Raw genomic sequence first — 17,712 nt, forward strand, 5'->3', positions numbered from 1 at the left:
CCTCCGGTTAAACCGATTAGAAGGTCAGGCTAAGCTGTGCCCCGGCCCCCCAGGTTTCGTTTTCACCCACCAGACCCATCAGGTCGAGATGAACGCGGTTGAACGGCGCAAAGCCAACACCGCCGGTAAAGACGTTGCTGTCGTTGTCTTTAACATCCGCACGGTAACCGGCGCGAACGGCAAGCCAGTCCAGGGGGCGCACTTCGGCACCGACGCCAACGTACTGGGAATTCGATTCGCTTTTAAAGCCCTTGGTTTCGGTCAGATCGCCATCGGCGCTGAGGGTAACCAGGTCATTTTGCCAGGAGACACCGGCGGTGACGACCGGTGAAATCTGGAAGGTATCGCGGAAGCCGTTGACCACTTTGGTGTCGATATCACGCGAGATCAGGTTGTGCCCGGTCAGGCCGACGCTGAAGTTTTCGCTCAGGTCAGCGGCCACACCGGCATCCACGTTAAAACCGGTATCGTCGTTACGGTAGCGGCTGTTTCTCAAATCCCCGCTGTCGTAGTTGTAGACCGGCACGCTGTAGTTATAGAGCCAGGTTTTTTGCAGCTTTGGTGTGACGCCTATCGAAACCGGCACGCCGCCGAAATCAAACTGACGGGCAACGGCAACACCATAGTCAGAAACGATGGCCGCACGACCAAATCCGGTAGAGTTGAAGTTGTCAGGATCGATACCAATCGCTGCGATCGGGTTAGCTTCAACCAGACGTATCTGGTCAATATCCCCCTGATCGATGTAAGAACTGACGTTCGCTCTGGCCCAGGCTTTAGTGACAAACGCCACGGAAAGCACGTCGTTCGGGATACTGACGGCAATACCGCCCGCCGCTTTAGCATGGGCCGTTTTGCCTTTTAAGGATTCAAGCTTGTCGGCAAGATCGCCCGCTGCCGCTGAGATCTGCGGCAGATTAGGAGGGAAGCCGATGGAGTCGCGATAGCTATTCAGCGTATTACTGAAATTATCGATTTCGTCTTCCAGATTGTCTTTATCGCTGATCTGCGCACCGATCGCAGGCAGGATCACCGTAATATCATCGTCCGGCTTTGCCTTTGCCAGTAGTGCGGGGTTAATCAATACGCCACTGCCGTAATGTGCGGAAGCCACCCCCGTGCCCCCCATCGCATCACTGCGCGCCTCTGCCCAGGTATTAGCTGCGCCCGCCTGTTGTGCCATAAACAAGGTTGCGCCGATAGTCACAGCCAAAAGTTTGATGTTTGTTTTCACTGTTCGCCCGTTTTTTTTCAGGTAATGAATATCCTCTGCCCTTTATCGCTCAAACAGAGGAGAACCGTTGCTGTGAAAAGAGGTGAGAAAAGTCCGCATTTCTCCAGAATGACTACGCAAGCTTCCGGCTTGTTATAATTGTGACAATCCTCAATATTTATAGAAGAAGATGTTATTTTCGCCCAACTTTTCCATAAGCGTGGGCTAAAAAAATTTGCAGAGGTATTTCCGGGAGCGATGAATGCGTCGTTCATGCCTTGCCGCCCGAAACTCGGCGTTTAGCGCAGAACATGGTAAAGTGTGGGCACGATCCCCAATGCAACCAGAGGCTGCCCATGGATAAGACCACTTCGCAAGAGATGCTGGCGCAGGCTGAACAGCTTTGCGTACAGCGTAATGTGCGCCTGACCCCACAGCGTCTGGAGGTACTGCGCCTGATGAGCCTGCAGAACGGAGCGATTAGCGCCTACGATCTGCTTGACCTGCTTCGTGAGGCCGAACCGCAGGCAAAACCACCGACCGTCTACCGGGCGCTGGAGTTTTTGCTCGAACAGGGTTTCGTTCACAAAGTCGAATCCACTAACAGCTACGTGCTGTGTCATCTGTTCGATCAGCCAACCCATACCTCGGCCATGTTTATCTGCGACCGCTGCGGCGTCGTTCGGGAAGAGCAGGCGGAAGGCGTGGAGGATATAATGCATTCGCTGGCGGCAAAACTCGGTTTTGCCCTGCGTCACAACGTGATCGAAGCGCACGGTCTGTGCACCCAGTGTTCAGAAGTGGAAGCCTGTAGCCATCACGATAATTGCCATCACGATCACAGCATTCAGGTAAAGAAAAAGCCGCGCTAAGCGCGGCTTCAGAATGGATTATCTTCCCCCGTAGGGGTGGTACTTCCGTGTACCATGGGTAGAAGCATTCATTACGCTGGAAAAACTACCAGCGATAGTTGTTACGGGTTTCCCAGTCGACAACTTCTTTCTCGGCCTGGTCTTTCGCGTAGCCGTAACGTTCCTGAATTTTCCCGACCAGCTGGTCGCGTTTACCTTCAACAATCGTCATATCGTCGTCGGTTAACTTACCCCACTGTTCTTTCGCTTTACCTTTGAACTGTTTCCAGTTACCGCCGATTTCGTCTTTATTCATCGTCAAGTCCTCATCGTTCGGTTGTGATCCGTTTTCCATCAAACCAGTCAGCATGTCGCTGCTGGACTTAATGTTTATTGTAGTTAAGGATTTCGGTAAACAGACAATATTCAGAATCTTTAACCATAAACGAAGCGGCAAACGCTGAGGGAACAGGAGCTATCAAGGCGGGGAGAAGGTGAAGCAAGAGGAAAACGGTGACACCGGACGTGCCACCGGATACGGCAGAGAGTTACAGCCAGTCGCCGTTGCGGATAACGCCTACGGCCAGCCCTTCGATAGAGAAGTTTTGCTCGCGCAGGTCAACAACGATGGGCGAGAATTCGCTGTTTTCAGGCAGTAAATGTACGGTATTGCCCTGTTTTTTCAGACGTTTTACGGTAACTTCGTCTTCGATGCGCGCCACCACAACCTGGCCATTACGGACATCCTGGGTTTTATGCACCGCCAGCAGGTCGCCATCCATAATACCGATGTCTCGCATCGACATGCCGCTGACCCGCAGCAGAAAATCCGCATGAGGTTTAAACAGCGCCGCATCAACCTTGTAATGACTTTCGATATGCTGCTGCGCCAGCAGAGGCTCACCGGCGGCCACGCGGCCAATCAGCGGCAGACCGATGTCTTCTTCCTGCTCAAGCAGCACCCGGATGCCACGGGAAGCGCCGGAGACGATTTCAATGACGCCTTTACGCGCCAGTGCTTTGAGGTGCTCTTCCGCCGCATTCGGGGAACGGAAGCCGAGTCGCTGTGCGATTTCCGCACGCGTCGGTGGCATGCCCGTCTGGCTGATATGATCCCGAATGAGATCGAACACCTCTTGCTGCCTGGTCGTTAACGCTTTCATTCCGCCCCCTGAATGGATATACAGTTATGCTGTGAGTATATACAGTTAAAGGCGACTTTGGAATCATAATTCGCACAAAAAACCAGAGGGTTAAAACGCGTTCCACAGTAAAAGAACCCAGGTCATCACCGCAACGCCTATCGACAGCAGCACGGCGGCAGAACCCAAATCCTTTGCCCGACCGGACAACTCATGATGCTCAGTCCCGACCCTGTCGACCACCGCCTCAATGGCGCTGTTGATGATTTCCACTATCATCACCATCAGGACCGAGCCAATCAGCAGCACCCGGGTAATGGGGTCAACGTCCAGCCAGCAGGCAACAATCACGGCAATCAGCGACGCGACAGATTCCTGGCGAAAGGCGGCCTCGTTGACCCAGGCGGCACGAAATCCCTTCCAGGAGTAGCCGGCAGCTTTAATTATTCGGGTTAACCCAGTGGTATTATTAGCCATGAAAAAGAACCTTTTTACGTAATTAGCGTCAATGTCTGTACAGGTCGAGTGCGGTACAAAGATATTCTGTGCACTTTCTGATATTCTTGCCGCGCATTTGCATTATTAACCAGAGGCTTTACATCGTTTATGTCTGGCTGGCCACGAATTTACTACAAATTACTTAATTTACCATTAAGCATATTGGTAAAAAGCAAGTCTATCCCTGCTGAACCTGCGCAGGAGCTGGGGCTTGATACCTCACGCCCGATTATGTACGTCTTACCGTACAATTCGAAGGCGGACTTGCTGACCCTGCGCGCCCAGTGCCTGGCGCATGATTTGCCCGACCCGCTTGAACCGCTGGAAGTCGACGGCACCCTGCTGCCGCGCTATGTCTTTATCCACGGCGGTCCGCGCGTGTTTACCTACTACACGCCGAAAGAAGAGTCGATCAAGCTGTTCCACGACTACCTTGACCTGCATCGCAATCATCCGGATCTGGATGTGCAGATGGTGCCGGTTTCCATCATGTTCGGCCGCTCTCCGGGCCGGGAAAAAGGCGACGTCAACCCGCCGCTGCGGATGCTTAACGGCGTACAGAAATTCTTCGCCGTCTCCTGGCTTGGCCGCGACAGCTTCGTGCGTTTTTCGCCGCCGGTTTCGCTGCGTAAAATGGCGACCGAGCACGGCACCGACAAAATCATCGCGCAAAAACTGGCTCGCGTAGCGCGTATGCACTTCGCCCGTCAGCGTCTTGCCGCCGTCGGTCCGCGCCTGCCTGCCCGCCAGGACCTGTTTAATAAGCTGCTGGCGTCGAAAGCCATCGCCCGTGCGGTAGAAGACGAAGCGCGCAGCAAAAAAATCTCTCATGAAAAGGCACAGCAGAACGCTATCGCCCTGATGGAAGAGATCGCCGCTAACTTCTCTTACGAGATGATCCGCCTGACCGACCGTATTCTGGGCTTTACCTGGAACCGGCTCTATCAGGGGATTAACGTGCATAACGCAGAGCGCGTGCGCCAGCTGGCCCATGACGGTCATGAGATCGTCTATGTTCCCTGCCACCGCAGTCATATGGACTATATGCTGCTGTCGTATGTGCTCTATCATCAGGGGCTGGTTCCGCCGCATATCGCCGCCGGTATCAACCTGAACTTCTGGCCAGCCGGCCCGATTTTCCGCCGCCTGGGCGCGTTCTTCATTCGCCGTAGCTTTAAAGGCAACAAGCTCTACTCTACCGTGTTCCGCGAATACCTCGGCGAGCTGTTCAGCCGCGGCTACTCCGTCGAATACTTTGTCGAAGGCGGGCGCTCGCGCACCGGTCGACTGCTGGATCCGAAAACCGGCACCCTGTCGATGACCATCCAGGCCATGCTGCGCGGCGGTACCCGCCCTATCACGCTGGTGCCGATCTATATCGGTTATGAGCACGTGATGGAAGTCGGCACCTACGCCAAAGAGCTGCGCGGAGCGACCAAAGAGAAAGAGAGCTTCCTGCAGATGGTGCGCGGCTTAAGCAAGCTGCGTAACCTCGGCCAGGGCTACGTTAACTTCGGCGAACCGATGCCGCTGATGGCGTATCTGAACCATCATGTCCCGGAGTGGCGCGAATCCATCGACCCGATTGAAGCCATTCGCCCGGCCTGGTTAACGCCTACCGTTAACCGTATCGCCGCCGATTTGATGGTGCGCATCAACAACGCAGGCGCGGCCAACGCCATGAACCTGTGCTGTACCGCGCTGCTGGCCTCTCGCCAGCGTTCTCTGACGCGTGAGCAGTTGACCGAACAGCTGAACTGTTACCTGGAGCTGATGCGCAACGTGCCTTACGCGGCAGACGCCACGGCACCGACCGCCAGCGCCGATCAGCTGATCGATCATGCCCTGCAGATGAACAAGTTTGAGGTTGAGCAGGATACCATCGGCGAGATCATCGTTCTGCCGCGTGAGCAGGCGGTTCTGATGACCTACTACCGCAACAATATCGCCCATATGCTGATGCTGCCGTCCTTGATGGCGGCGATTGTCACCCAGTATCGGGCGATCTCCCGCCAGCAGATACTCAGCCATATTGAGCAGCTGTATCCGATGCTGAAGGCCGAGCTGTTCCTGCGCTGGGACAAGAGCGAGCTGCCGGCGGTGATTGATGCGCTGACCGAAGAGATGCTACGTCAGGGGCTGGTGTCCGTCCGCGATGATGAGCTACGCGTTAATCCGGCCCATTCACGTACCCTGCAGCTGCTGGCCGCAGGCGCACGTGAAACCCTGCAGCGCTACGCCATCACCTTCTGGCTGCTGAGCGCGAACCCGTCGATGAACCGCAGCACCCTTGAGAAAGAAAGCCGCACGGTCGCACAGCGCCTGTCGGTGCTGCACGGTATCAACGCGCCGGAGTTCTTTGATAAAGCGGTCTTCAGCACCCTGGTGCTGACCCTGCGTGACGAAGGCTTTATCAGCGATACCGGCGATGCCGAACCGGGTGAAACCATGAGGGTATATCAGATGCTGGCCGAGCTGGTGACGTCTGATGTGCGCCTGACCATCGAGAGTGCCACCCAGGCAGAAGAGTAAAAAAAGGGGCGGGTCGTTACGAACCCGCCCTTTTCTTTTCGATAGGGCTTACAGCTTATTACATGTCGGCTCGTCATTGGTTTGCGACGAGGTACATTCCCAGCTGTTAACGCCGTCAGTAATTTTTTTCCCGTCCATTGTCTCCTTCCAGCTGACTTTCCCGGCATTGATTCCGGTCAGCAGCGTGGCTTCAATACCCACAAACCAGACATGCTTGCCGTCACTCAGAATATTTTCAGCAAGCGGTTTGATCGCCCGTACATTTACACCTGCCGGGATAACGGCCTGCGGTGGTTTGCCACCGGCGTAAAAACCGTGCTTATCTGCGGCAGTACTGAATGAAAAACAGGTAAAGCTTTCACTGTCGACATCAGGACGAGGCTTACCTTCATAGTGCATCGTGCCATCGACATTTCCCCAGCCATAGCATGGCGCATAGGCACTGGCGCTACGCTTATACGGCAGGATCACATCTTCACTGGCCATAAAATAGTAGTGATTTTTATCTTTGGCCTGATTACGCGCCAGGGTCTCAAAGCTGGCGCCATCAGCGTCCTTTATGCGCTCACCCGTCACGGTGAGTACAACTTTGCCGTCGCTATAGAAAGGGAAGTCGAGCGCTGCAAACTTCCCGGCATCGAGGGAGTAATCCAGCGGTTTACAATCGGCCCAGGCCTTGCCCTCAAAGAGCACAAAGTCGTCGACCATCCGGGCAGAGGCAGGATCGAATCCCGCCGGTAATTTTACCGCATTGCAGTAGTAATTATTGCCGGAGCGCGCCACGGCGGTGCTTCCTTCGCGATAGAGGATCTTAAAATCTCCGGACTCGGCATAGGGTACCAGCTCGGGATCGACATTGCTGGAAGGCTGGTATACCACGATATCACCCGCGGCCTTATAGGGAGGCTTGACGTTATCGTCTTCTGCGGCAAACGCATGCTGTGCGGTGAGTAACGTAAAGGCACCCAGCGTCAAAGCGCGGGCGAAAGGGGAAGTGCTCATTGAATGTCCTTTTCTGTGTTGAGGCGATGACTGCGCCGTTTGATATTGAGCTGATTTTAAACAATAAGCGCAAAAAACCACACTATCAGGATGGGTAGTATGAACAAAGGAAGGCTGGGGCCGCAGAGGAGCAGCCCCGAGAATCAATAATTAGTGCAGATAACTTATCGCCAGGCCGAGGAATAGCACCAGGCCCACGTAGTTATTATTCATAAAGGCTTTAAAGCAGGCGTCACGCTCGCGTCCGGCAATCAGCTTCTGCTGCCAGATAAACAGCGCCCCGGCGACCGCGACAGCCGCGTAAAATATCCCACCCAGCGCGTTCAGCCAGCCCACCAGCACCATCAGGACCAGTACCGCCAGTTGAAGAATGCCGATGATAAGCTTGTCGTAGCGACCAAAGAGGATTGCCGTCGATTTGACGCCGATCTTCAGATCGTCGTCGCGATCGACCATCGCATATTCCGTATCGTAGGCAACGGCCCACAGAATATTGGTCAGAAACAGCAGCCAGCAGCTCAGCGGCACGGTTTCACCCACCGCCGCAAAGGCCATCGGAATCGACCAGCCAAACGCCGCGCCCAGCACCACCTGCGGCAAATGGGTGTAGCGTTTCATAAACGGATAAACCCAGGCCAGCGCCAGCGCCGCGACGGAGAGCAGGATGGTCATGGTATTGAGAGTCAGCACCAGCAGAAATGACAGCACCACCAGCAGCACAAACAGGTTGCGTGCCTCTTTTTCCGTTACCGCGCCGCTGGGCATTGGCCGATTGGCGGTACGCTTCACATGGCCGTCAATCTTGCGATCCGCATAGTCATTGACCACGCAGCCCGCCGCGCGCATCAGCCAGACGCCCGCCACAAATACGACCAGGATCCACACCGGCGGCACGCCAGATGTTGCCAGCCAGAGCGCCCACAGCGTCGGCCACAGCAGCAAAAAGGTGCCAATCGGCTTATCCGTACGCATCAGGCGGTGATACGCCAACAGCTTGTTCTGCGTCAGACTCCACTCCATTTTCTTCTTCCTCTCAGTACAACGGCGACGCGGGTAAAAACAGTTCGGTCAGCAGCAGCGGTTTACCGCTCAGCCGTAGACGGGAACGTCGTCCCCACAGCTCGCCCTCGCGGCCAATCTCAATAAAATCCCGGGTTAACGTGGAGGCAGTAAAAAGATAGCGCCCCAGCGGCGTTTTTCCCAGCTGTTGCAGCGCCAGTTCGGGGCCGGAAAGCGTTGAGGCTGGCACCAGGGTACGCCCGGCCAGCCAGGGCACATCGTCGGCACACAGGATAATTTCCCGTAGCCAGTATCGCGGCTCATCGGGAAGCAGCGCCAGCGCTTCCGTCGCCTCATCGCGGGTCACAAACCCTTCCTGCACCACCGTCACGCTAACCCGTTTCCCCTGCTGCTCAAACCGTTTGGTCATTGAGTCCTCCAGCAACAGCCACTCCAGCAATTGCGGATCCAGGTCGGGGACAACATCAAAATAGCGTAGCGCGCGCAGCTGCTTAAGCGCAGGGTGTGACATCGATGACTCTCCGGAACATAAGGTAACAGCATTGTATCGCAGAAAAGCCTGAGTGGGTGCGGGCAAACGTCGATTGGCGATCAAAAGCGCAACAGAGATGCAACAGCGGGGTCGGAAAGAGGAAAAAAGATGCGCCACACCGGGCGCACCGAAAGGCCAGAGCCTGAAAATCAGCACTGCGGGGAGAGTTTACCCCTTGCCTTTTACACTGCTGATAAATGTCGAACGGGCAGAGGTTGAGCCCAGGCGCTCGGCTTCATTCAGCAATTTCAGGGCCTTATCAATATCGCCGCTGCTGGCGGCCTGCTTAATCGCCTGGTTGAAATAGCTTTCGGTATCGTTGAGCACCGGCGCAGGCTTCGAGGCCGGCGCAGGCGCAGCCACCGGAGCAGCAGTATTGCCCACGGTCACCGGCCCCGGTGCGGAAGAGCCAAAGAGCGGCCCCACCAGCACGCTTGAGCTGCTGCTGGCTTTCACTTTCAGCGTCAGCACGCCGTCGGTGACATGGCGGGCCAGCGGATCGGGAATGTCCGGTACCGCGTTTCCTGCGCCCTGAGCATAGGCTTTGGCCGGGTCAATCAGGGTCGTGGTCTGCTGTAAATCCTTGTCGGTGGTAAACGCCAGCACATAGATTTTTTGCTGCCCCAGGGCTGGAGTCATACGCATCACCCCTTCCAGACGGTCAGCATTCATCACGCCGGGCTGCTGGTAAGTGAAATAGCTGGCGGGGAAAAAGGCCGCCGGATGCATATTCTCATCGAGAATCAGTACGTTGGGCGCAAAGACCTGGCTACGTTTCTGAACCTCGCTGGCAAGCGTGAGGGTCAGCTCGCCAATATTGGCGGGCACGCTCCAGGCGGCGACAGGCCCGGTTATGCCGGAGATATCCAGCCGCTGACCAGCAGTGGCTAAATTCGCCGTCTGGCTACGGGATTGATCGGCCGGGGTCCAGGTCAGCTGCTGTAGCGCCGCAGCCGGAATCGCGGGCGCCGCGCTGGTATTCTGCGGCACGATATTAACGTCGGCGAGGCTGGCGATGGGCACGACGGCCAGCAGGCTCGCAGACAAACAGAGAGCAACGAGACGTTTTTTCATTTTCATTGTTATCACCCTTAATAGCGCGGGGGCAGCGGTAGCCAGGCAATAGCGCGCGCCTCCCGGAAATGAGGGGCTTACGCCCCTCTCTCGGTTAAACGTGTCTTACCACCAGATTTCCATCTGGGCACCGAAGCTCCACTCATCGTTGTCGCCACGGCTAAAGGTGTTGGCGGAGGTGTTGCTGTAGGCTTTACCCGGATCGAAACCGGCGATAGTGCTGTTACCGGCTGGCGCATAGCCCCACTTCTCGTCCCACTTGGCGTAGGTAGCAAAGACGCGAATGGCCGGACGGGACCAGATGCTGTCGCCCGCCTGCCACTGCTGGGCAAGGGTGATTTTGTACTGATTGTTGGTGTCATTGGTACGCTGGGACTTAACGTTGTCATAGCCCACTTCCAGCAGGGTGCTCATGATCGGCGTCCATTTAAACATCGGGCGCACGCCGACGGTCCACCATTTGGTGCCGTTGTTATTATCCCAGTCGACGTTCTGGTACATGCCGACGTACATCAGATCCCAGCGTTCACCCAGCGAAATTGCGCCGTGATCGATCACGCGCCACAGGCTACCGTTGTTGTTCACGTCATAGGCAATATCGTCGCTGACGCCCACGCCGGAGCCCTGAGACAGCCCTTTACCCTGGGAGGTCATCGAGTCGGTCGCATACTGCAGCACGAATTTGTTAAAGCCCTTCAGCATGCTCTGAGTATGCTCGGCGGTAAACATCCAGCCATCTTTCGCCGCCCCGTCGATCAGACGATAGTCGTCACGCGTATTGGCGCGACCATAGCCCATACCCAGTTCCAGGGTACCGCCCGGGTTGGTTTCCAGCCCGGCCAGACGCACGTCAAAGACGTCATTGGCGGTTTTGGACACGTAGTCGCGGACATCATTACTGTTAAATGCGGAGGAGCCACCGGCTTCGGTGGAGCGGGTCGCGGCGAGAGAGAGCTTACCGAAACCGAGATCGATATTTTCGATACCGGCACCGGGACCAGAGATATCCCAGTAGTAGAAGTCGATCATGTGGACATCATGACGCTGATAGAAACGCTTACCGGCCCAGATGGTGGAGCCCGGCAGCCATTCAATCAGGTTTTTACCCTGGACGTTCGCTTCACGGAACGCAGGGTCAGTGCCTTCCCAGTCGTTCTGCTGCGCGACGGAATAGGCGACGTTGGTATCGAAATAGAAGCTCTTATCGCCCTCTTTCCAGACTTCCTGGCCCAGCTTCAGTTCGGCGTAGGTTTCACACTCGTTACCGAGACGATATTTACTTTGTGCTCCGGTGGCCTGGAAACACTGCTGTTCACCGCCGCTGCCGGTCCAGCCGATGCCGGAACGGGCATAGCCTTTAAAATCCAGCGCGCCAGCCTGAGCAGACAAAATGCCCGCGGCGATGGCAACCGTCAGCGGAAGTTTGCGCAGAGTTATCATCATTCTCTCTCCTGAGTCATTGCTTTTCGTTGTTATGGGGTGCCTGGACGCCCGGCTCTTTATGCAGCCTACGGCAGGCTGTGCCATCCTCACGGAACAGATGGCAACGCTCTGGCGGCAAGCCGATAGCGAAGCTGGCACCCTCTTCTACCAACACCACGTCGTTCTGGCGGTACACCAGGTTTTGACGAATGGCGGGGATCTGAATATGGATTTGTGTTTCATGACCAAGCTGTTCGACGACCTGCACCTCGCCTTCCAGCGTGACGTCGGCGATCTCACTCGGCAGAAGATGCTCGGGGCGGATCCCCAGCGACATATTGGCGCCGACCTGTACCCGGCTGCTGTCTACCGGGAGCCAGACCTGCTGGCGGTTGGGCAACTCAATCTGGACCTGGTCAATAGCGGTAGCGGTGACCTTAACCGGCAGGAAGTTCATCTTTGGCGAACCGATAAAACCGGCGACAAAGCGATCGGTCGGATAGTGATACAGCTCCAGCGGCCTGCCCACCTGGGCCACCCGACCGGCATCCAGCACCACAATCTTGTCGGCCAGGGTCATCGCCTCGACCTGATCGTGGGTAACGTAAATCATCGTGCGCCCCAGCCGCTTATGCAGCCGGGAGATTTCAATGCGCATCTGAACGCGCAGGGCGGCATCAAGATTGGAGAGAGGCTCATCCAGCAGGAAAACACGCGGCTCCGCCACCAGCGTCCGGCCAATGGCAACGCGCTGGCGCTGACCGCCGGATAGCGCTTTCGGCTTACGCTCCAGCAGATGCGCCAGCTGGAGGACTTCGGCCACCTGATTGACCTTCTGGTTAATCACCTCTTTTTTCGCGCCGGCCAGCTTAAGGCCAAAGGACATATTTTCCGCCACCGACAGATGGGGATAGAGGGCGTAGGACTGGAACACCATGCCAACGCCGCGTTCCGCAGGAGGAATGTCGTTCATCCGCTTGTCGCCAATCATCAGGTCACCGCTGGTGATGGTTTCCAGGCCCGCGATCATGCGCAGCAGGGTCGATTTGCCGCAGCCGGATGGCCCGACAAACACCACAAACTCCCCTTCCTGGATATCGAGGTTGATATCTTTCGATACCACCACGTCTCCCCAGGCCTTGGTGACATTCCGCAGATGTACGCTCGCCATGCCTTTCTCCCTTCGTGACAACCTGTCGTCGACAGAAACTTTCAAGATGGGCCGACTATGGGCGATTGTCCGGCCGGGCAAATCCTCCGCCCCGGGGTTTTTAATGGGGGAGGAGACGGGAGGATGACGGCACGGGCTCTGCCACCGGCTCGGATGTTGACGGGGGAGTTTCGTGATGGGAGTGGCAAAAATGGCCGCGTATTTCTGTGCGCTGATACGCATAACTCCCCGTTATGCAACGGAGATCACATAAACAGGCGGTGGGGCGTAGGGTTCAGGAGGATGGAAAGGGCTTGCGAAATCCGCAAACTGGGTAACGTTAAGCACTCCCTGTGTATCCACGAGCACATCACCAAGAAGGACGGGATAAATGAAAATCACCACTGGCGCTCGCATCCTTGCGCTGTCGGCACTGACTACGATGATGTTTTCCGCCTCGGCCCTCGCCAAAATTGAAGAGGGTAAGCTGGTTATCTGGATCAACGGCGATAAAGGCTATAACGGCCTGGCCGAGGTTGGTAAAAAGTTTGAGCAAGATACCGGGATTAAAGTCACCGTTGAGCACCCGGATAAACTGGAAGAGAAATTCCCGCAGGTTGCCGCCACCGGCGATGGCCCGGACATTATTTTCTGGGCCCATGACCGCTTTGGTGGCTACGCCCAGTCCGGCCTGCTGACCGAAATCACACCCGACCAGGCTTTCCAGGACAAACTCTATCCCTTCACCTGGGACGCGGTGCGCTACAACGGCAAACTGATTGCCTACCCGGTGGCGGTCGAAGCCCTGTCGCTGATTTACAACAAAGACCTGCTGCCGGAACCGCCTAAAACCTGGGAAGAGATCCCTGCTCTGGATAAAACCCTGAGGGCAAAAGGTAAGAGCGCCCTGATGTTTAACCTGCAGGAGCCGTACTTCACCTGGCCGTTGATCGCCGCTGACGGTGGCTACGCCTTTAAATTCGCCGACGGTAAATACGACGTCAAAGACGTCGGCGTGGCCAGCGACGGGGCAAAAGCGGGTCTCACCTTCCTGGTCGATCTTATTAAAAACAAGCATATGAATGCCGACACCGACTACTCCATTGCCGAGGCGGCCTTTAACAAAGGTGAGACGGCCATGACCATTAACGGTCCCTGGGCGTGGGCAAATATCGAGAAGAGCAAAGTGAATTACGGCGTTGCGCTGCTGCCAACCTTTAAGGGCAAGCCTTCTAAACCCTTCGTTGGCGTGCTGAGTGCGGGGATCAACGCCGCCAGCCCGAACAAAGAGCTGGCGAAGGAGTTCCTCGAAAACTACCTGCTGACCGATGCCGGGCTGGACGTGGTGAACAAGGACAAACCGCTGGGCGCCGTGGCGCTGAAATCGTTCCAGGAGCAGTTAGCGAAAGATCCGCGGATTGCCGCCACCATGGATAACGCCCAGAAAGGCGAAATCATGCCGAATATTCCGCAGATGTCCGCCTTCTGGTATGCCGTGAAGACCGCGGTCATCAACGCAGCAAGCGGTCGCCAGACCGTCGATGCCGCGCTGCAGGATGCGCAGGGTCGTATCAAGAAGTAATCATATGTTGTTCCCCCGCCTTCCCGTAAGGCGGGGTGAGGATTGTTAAATCGCGGTAGAGGATTATCCCCATGGATGTCGTTAAAAAGATGCGCTGGTGGCAAAGCGAGAGGCTGAAGTGGTCAGTGATAGCGTTGCTCGGCCTGTTAGTAGGCTATCTTGTGGTGCTGATGTACGCCCAGGGGGAATACCTGTTTGCCATCATGACGCTGATTTTAAGCTCGGTTGGCCTTTACATTTTTGCCCGTCGTAAGGCCTACGCATGGCGCTATGTTTATCCCGGCGTCGCCGGAATGGGGCTGTTCGTCATCTTCCCGCTGATCTGTACCATCGCCATCGCCTTCACCAACTACAGCAGTACCAACCAGCTGACTTTCGAGCGCGCGCAGCAGGTGCTGCTGGACCGCACTTATCAGGCGGGCAAGACTTACAACTTTGGGATCTGGCCCGAGCGGGATAAATGGCGGCTGGCATTGAGCGATGGAGAGAGCGGTAAAAATTATATCTCCGACGCTTTTACCTTCGGCGGCGAGCAAAAACTCCCGTTACGCGAATCCGCAGCCGTGCCTGAAGGAGAGCGCGCTAACCTTCGCGTAATCACCCAGAATCGACAGGCCCTGAATCAGATAACCGCCGTGCTGCCCGACGACAGCAACGTGGTGATGAGTTCTCTGCGTCAGTTTTCCGGCACCCGGCCGCTCTACCAGCTGGCGGAGAACGGAACCCTGACCAACAACCAGAGCGGCGTGCAATATCGCCCAAATAACACCACCGGCTTCTATCAGGCGCTGGCCGCGGATGAAAGCTGGGCCAGCGAAAAACTCAGCCCCGGCTATACGGTCAGCATCGGCTGGGATAACTTTACCCGCGTCTTTACTGACGAAGGGATCCAGAAGCCCTTCCTCGCCATCTTTGCCTGGACGATAGTGTTCTCGGTGCTGACGGTGGTGCTCACCGTCGCCGTCGGCATGGTGCTGGCCTGCCTGGTACAGTGGGAAGCGCTGCGCGGCAAGGCGGTCTATCGGGTGCTGCTGATCCTGCCCTATGCCGTGCCTGCCTTTATCTCGATTCTGGTGTTTAAAGGACTGTTCAACCAGAGTTTCGGTGAGATCAATATGCTGCTGGGCACGCTGTTCGGGATCAAACCGGCCTGGTTTAGCGATCCCACCACCGCCCGCAGCATGATCGTGATCGTCAATACCTGGCTGGGTTACCCCTATATGATGATCCTCTGCATGGGCCTGCTGAAGGCGATCCCCGACGATCTGTATGAAGCTTCGGCAATGGACGGCGCCGGGCCGCTGCAAAACTTTTTCCGCATCACCTTCCCGCTGCTGATCAAGCCGCTGACGCCGCTGATGATTGCCAGCTTCGCCTTTAACTTTAATAACTTCGTGCTTATCCAGCTCCTGACCAACGGCGGACCGGATCGTCTCGGCACAACCACGCCCGCAGGCTATACGGACCTGCTGGTGAACTACACCTGGCGTATCGCCTTCGAAGGCGGTGGCGGACAGGACTTCGGGCTGGCGGCGGCGATCGCCACGCTGATCTTCCTGCTGGTTGGCGCCCTGGCTATCGTCAATCTTAAAGCCACGCGCATGAAGTTTGATTAAGGGGAAAAGACAATGGCTATGGTGAGACCAAAATCGCAGAAGCTGCGCCTGCTGCTGACGCATCTGGGCCTGCTGCTCTTTATTGCGGCCATCATGTTCCCGCTGCTGATGGTGATTGCTATCTCGCTCAGGAGCGGGAACTTTGCGACCGGAAGCCTGATCCCGGAGCAGATCTCCTGGGAGCACTGGCGTCTGGCATTAGGTTTTAGCGTTGAGCACGCTGACGGGCGGGTCACCCCGCCGCCCTTCCCGGTTCTGCTGTGGCTGTGGAACTCGGTAAAAATCGCCGGGATCACCGCGGCGGGTATCGTCACCCTCTCCACCACCTGTGCCTACGCTTTCGCCCGTATGCGCTTTTCCGGCAAGGCGACCCTGCTGAAAGGGATGTTGATTTTCCAGATGTTCCCGGCGGTGCTTTCCCTGGTGGCGCTCTATGCCCTGTTCGACCGGCTTGGCCAGTACATTCCGTTTATTGGTCTTAATACGCACGGTGGGGTGATCTTCGCCTATCTTGGCGGTATCGCGCTGCATGTATGGACGATTAAGGGCTATTTCGAAACTATTGACGGTTCGCTGGAAGAAGCGGCGGCGCTGGATGGCGCAACGCCGTGGCAGGCCTTCAGGCTGGTATTGCTGCCGCTGTCAGTGCCGATCCTGGCTGTCGTCTTTATTCTGTCGTTTATCGCCGCCATCACCGAAGTCCCGGTGGCCTCGCTGCTGCTGCGGGACGTGGACAGCTACACCCTGGCGGTCGGGATGCAGCAATATCTGAACCCACAAAACTACCTGTGGGGCGATTTTGCCGCTGCGGCGGTACTCTCTGCCATTCCGATAACCCTGGTGTTCCTGCTGGCCCAGCGCTGGCTGGTTAATGGTCTGACGGCAGGCGGTGTGAAAGGTTAAGTTTCATCGTTAGAAAGCGGTAACCCTCAACTTTTATCCCTAACTTGTGATCGTTTTCAGGCGGCCTACGGGCCGCCCTTTTTTTATTCACGTTTCAGGCGTTTGGAGTTACATAGCCAGAGCGTGATCACCAGCAGCAGGATCGCTCCGGAGTAGATCAGCACATCCATCGGTGAGGTGTGATCGACGATGATCAGTCGGACGATCGCCGTGATACCGATATAGATAAAGTAGCGCAGCGGGAAGTGATAGCCTGACTGAAAATACTTCACAATCAGCGCGATGAACTCAAAGTACAGAAAATAAACCACGAGTCCTTCCACCAGCTCATACTTGCTGGTCTGCACCGGCGCAAACAGTACGTCCGCCAGATGCAGCGTCTCTTTGCCGAGAAAGACGACCAGGATCAGCCCCAGACTCAGCAGGCCAAGGTTGAGCACGGTCTGTAGAATCGTTGAGATAAACTCAACGCGTGGACGGGGCAGCGACGTCATAAAACACCTCATTCTCTGTGGCTAGCCTTCTGTATAGCGCAAAGATGTGATCCAGATCTACATTTTTTGCTTATATCTTGTTCATGCTGCTCACTCGCTTACCCAGGGATGAAAAACTATGATGACGCTCCGCGATGCACGGCCGGAAGATGCCCCGCTGCTCAGTGAAATGGGCTTTACCAGCTACCGCCACCATTTTGCCCATTTATGGGTTTCGCCCGCTGAGCTGGCTACCTTTCTGAGTCAGGAGTATGGCGTTGATGCCCTTGTGCACAGCCTCGCCGGAAGTACCAGTCACTGGCTTATCGCTGCAGATAATGAGCGACCGGTGGGTTTTGCGAAGTATTCCTGCCATCAGCCGATTGATCCACAGGGGCCAACCGGCACCCTACTCCACAAGCTCTATCTTCTGCCCGATGAGACGGGAAAAGGTTATGGCGAAGAGATCATCACCGGGGTCATTCAGCGGGCCAAAATCGAGGGCGATAGTTGGCTATGGCTGGAAGTCCTGTCCAGCAATCCCCAGGCCAGGCGTTTTTACCAGCGCCAGGGCATGGTGCATCTAAAAGACACCCTATTCAGCACCGCCTCACAACAAAGCACGCTACATATTCTGGGAATGGAAATTTAGCGACGGCGCCGCCAATAATTAAGATTATCCTTAGTAATAAATAAATGCCA

17 protein-coding genes are annotated in these 17,712 nt (G+C 56.1%); 6 read left to right on the top strand and 11 right to left on the bottom strand.

Features of this window, described 5'->3' with window-relative positions:
• Positions 1 to 16: 16 nt before the first annotated feature.
• The gene (gene traF / locus EDF81_RS15335; protein ID WP_404851476.1) at positions 17 to 1,234 is read right to left on the bottom strand and encodes a conjugal transfer protein TraF; all 1,218 of its coding nucleotides are present in this window, start codon (positions 1,232 to 1,234) and stop codon (positions 17 to 19) included.
• 335 nt (positions 1,235 to 1,569) lie between these two features.
• On the opposite strand from traF, the gene zur reads away from it, so the two are divergent.
• Positions 1,570 to 2,085 (top strand): zinc uptake transcriptional repressor Zur, encoded by a 516-nt coding sequence (zur, locus tag EDF81_RS15340; protein ID WP_123348967.1) that lies wholly within the window; start codon positions 1,570 to 1,572, stop codon positions 2,083 to 2,085.
• Positions 2,086 to 2,170: 85 nt separating this feature from the next.
• On the opposite strand, the gene EDF81_RS15345 is transcribed toward zur, so the two are convergent.
• The 3 genes from EDF81_RS15345 to EDF81_RS15355 all read right to left on the bottom strand — a co-directional run bounded on the left by EDF81_RS15345 (position 2,171) and on the right by EDF81_RS15355 (position 3,683).
• Positions 2,171 to 2,380 (bottom strand): CsbD family protein, encoded by a 210-nt coding sequence (locus EDF81_RS15345; RefSeq protein ID WP_123348968.1) that lies wholly within the window; start codon positions 2,378 to 2,380, stop codon positions 2,171 to 2,173.
• Between the two features lie 232 nt (positions 2,381 to 2,612).
• On the bottom strand, positions 2,613 to 3,227 hold the full coding sequence (gene lexA / locus EDF81_RS15350) for a transcriptional repressor LexA (RefSeq protein WP_123348969.1): 615 nt from the start codon (positions 3,225 to 3,227) through the stop codon (positions 2,613 to 2,615).
• Between the two features lie 90 nt (positions 3,228 to 3,317).
• Entirely contained in the window at positions 3,318 to 3,683 is a 366-nt protein-coding gene (locus tag EDF81_RS15355) for a diacylglycerol kinase (RefSeq protein ID WP_123348970.1), read from the bottom strand.
• A gap of 129 nt (positions 3,684 to 3,812) precedes the next feature.
• Between EDF81_RS15355 and plsB the strand changes: the two genes are divergently transcribed.
• Entirely contained in the window at positions 3,813 to 6,236 is a 2,424-nt protein-coding gene (gene plsB / locus EDF81_RS15360) for a glycerol-3-phosphate 1-O-acyltransferase PlsB (RefSeq protein ID WP_123348971.1), read from the top strand.
• Positions 6,237 to 6,284: 48 nt separating this feature from the next.
• On the opposite strand, the gene EDF81_RS15365 is transcribed toward plsB, so the two are convergent.
• The 6 genes from EDF81_RS15365 to malK all read right to left on the bottom strand — a co-directional run bounded on the left by EDF81_RS15365 (position 6,285) and on the right by malK (position 12,457).
• The gene (locus tag EDF81_RS15365; protein WP_123348972.1) at positions 6,285 to 7,238 is read right to left on the bottom strand and encodes a DKNYY domain-containing protein; all 954 of its coding nucleotides are present in this window, start codon (positions 7,236 to 7,238) and stop codon (positions 6,285 to 6,287) included.
• 150 nt (positions 7,239 to 7,388) lie between these two features.
• Complete coding sequence (ubiA, locus tag EDF81_RS15370) at positions 7,389 to 8,258, bottom strand: 4-hydroxybenzoate octaprenyltransferase (RefSeq protein ID WP_123348973.1); 870 nt, start codon at positions 8,256 to 8,258, stop codon at positions 7,389 to 7,391.
• Between the two features lie 13 nt (positions 8,259 to 8,271).
• Positions 8,272 to 8,769, bottom strand: a complete 498-nt coding sequence (gene ubiC / locus EDF81_RS15375) for a chorismate lyase (RefSeq protein WP_123348974.1) — start codon at positions 8,767 to 8,769, stop codon at positions 8,272 to 8,274.
• A 189-nt stretch (positions 8,770 to 8,958) separates the two neighbouring features.
• Positions 8,959 to 9,870, bottom strand: coding sequence for a maltose operon protein MalM (malM, locus tag EDF81_RS15380; RefSeq protein ID WP_123348975.1), 912 nt, complete (start codon positions 9,868 to 9,870; stop codon positions 8,959 to 8,961).
• A gap of 99 nt (positions 9,871 to 9,969) precedes the next feature.
• Positions 9,970 to 11,307, bottom strand: a complete 1,338-nt coding sequence (locus EDF81_RS15385) for a maltoporin (protein WP_123348976.1) — start codon at positions 11,305 to 11,307, stop codon at positions 9,970 to 9,972.
• A gap of 13 nt (positions 11,308 to 11,320) precedes the next feature.
• A complete protein-coding gene (gene malK, locus EDF81_RS15390) occupies positions 11,321 to 12,457 on the bottom strand; it encodes a maltose/maltodextrin ABC transporter ATP-binding protein MalK (protein ID WP_123349075.1) in 1,137 nt (378 codons plus the stop codon).
• Positions 12,458 to 12,827: 370 nt separating this feature from the next.
• Here malK and malE point away from each other — a divergent pair, with 370 nt between their 5' ends.
• From malE to malG, 3 genes are all read left to right on the top strand, one after another.
• The gene (gene malE / locus EDF81_RS15400) at positions 12,828 to 14,018 is read left to right on the top strand and encodes a maltose/maltodextrin ABC transporter substrate-binding protein MalE (protein ID WP_123348977.1); all 1,191 of its coding nucleotides are present in this window, start codon (positions 12,828 to 12,830) and stop codon (positions 14,016 to 14,018) included.
• 71 nt (positions 14,019 to 14,089) lie between these two features.
• Positions 14,090 to 15,634: a maltose ABC transporter permease MalF gene (gene malF / locus EDF81_RS15405; RefSeq protein WP_123348978.1), complete on the top strand. Its 1,545-nt coding sequence runs from the start codon at positions 14,090 to 14,092 to the stop codon at positions 15,632 to 15,634.
• Positions 15,635 to 15,646: 12 nt separating this feature from the next.
• A complete protein-coding gene (gene malG / locus EDF81_RS15410) occupies positions 15,647 to 16,537 on the top strand; it encodes a maltose ABC transporter permease MalG (RefSeq protein WP_123348979.1) in 891 nt (296 codons plus the stop codon).
• An 83-nt stretch (positions 16,538 to 16,620) separates the two neighbouring features.
• On the opposite strand, the gene psiE is transcribed toward malG, so the two are convergent.
• Positions 16,621 to 17,031: a phosphate-starvation-inducible protein PsiE gene (psiE, locus tag EDF81_RS15415; RefSeq protein ID WP_123348980.1), complete on the bottom strand. Its 411-nt coding sequence runs from the start codon at positions 17,029 to 17,031 to the stop codon at positions 16,621 to 16,623.
• Positions 17,032 to 17,149: 118 nt separating this feature from the next.
• On the opposite strand from psiE, the gene EDF81_RS15420 reads away from it, so the two are divergent.
• The gene (locus EDF81_RS15420; RefSeq protein ID WP_123348981.1) at positions 17,150 to 17,662 is read left to right on the top strand and encodes a GNAT family N-acetyltransferase; all 513 of its coding nucleotides are present in this window, start codon (positions 17,150 to 17,152) and stop codon (positions 17,660 to 17,662) included.
• Positions 17,663 to 17,712: the final 50 nt, after the last annotated feature.

This window comes from Enterobacter sp. BIGb0383 (assembly GCF_003751845.1).
Lineage (GTDB): Bacteria > Pseudomonadota > Gammaproteobacteria > Enterobacterales > Enterobacteriaceae > BIGb0383.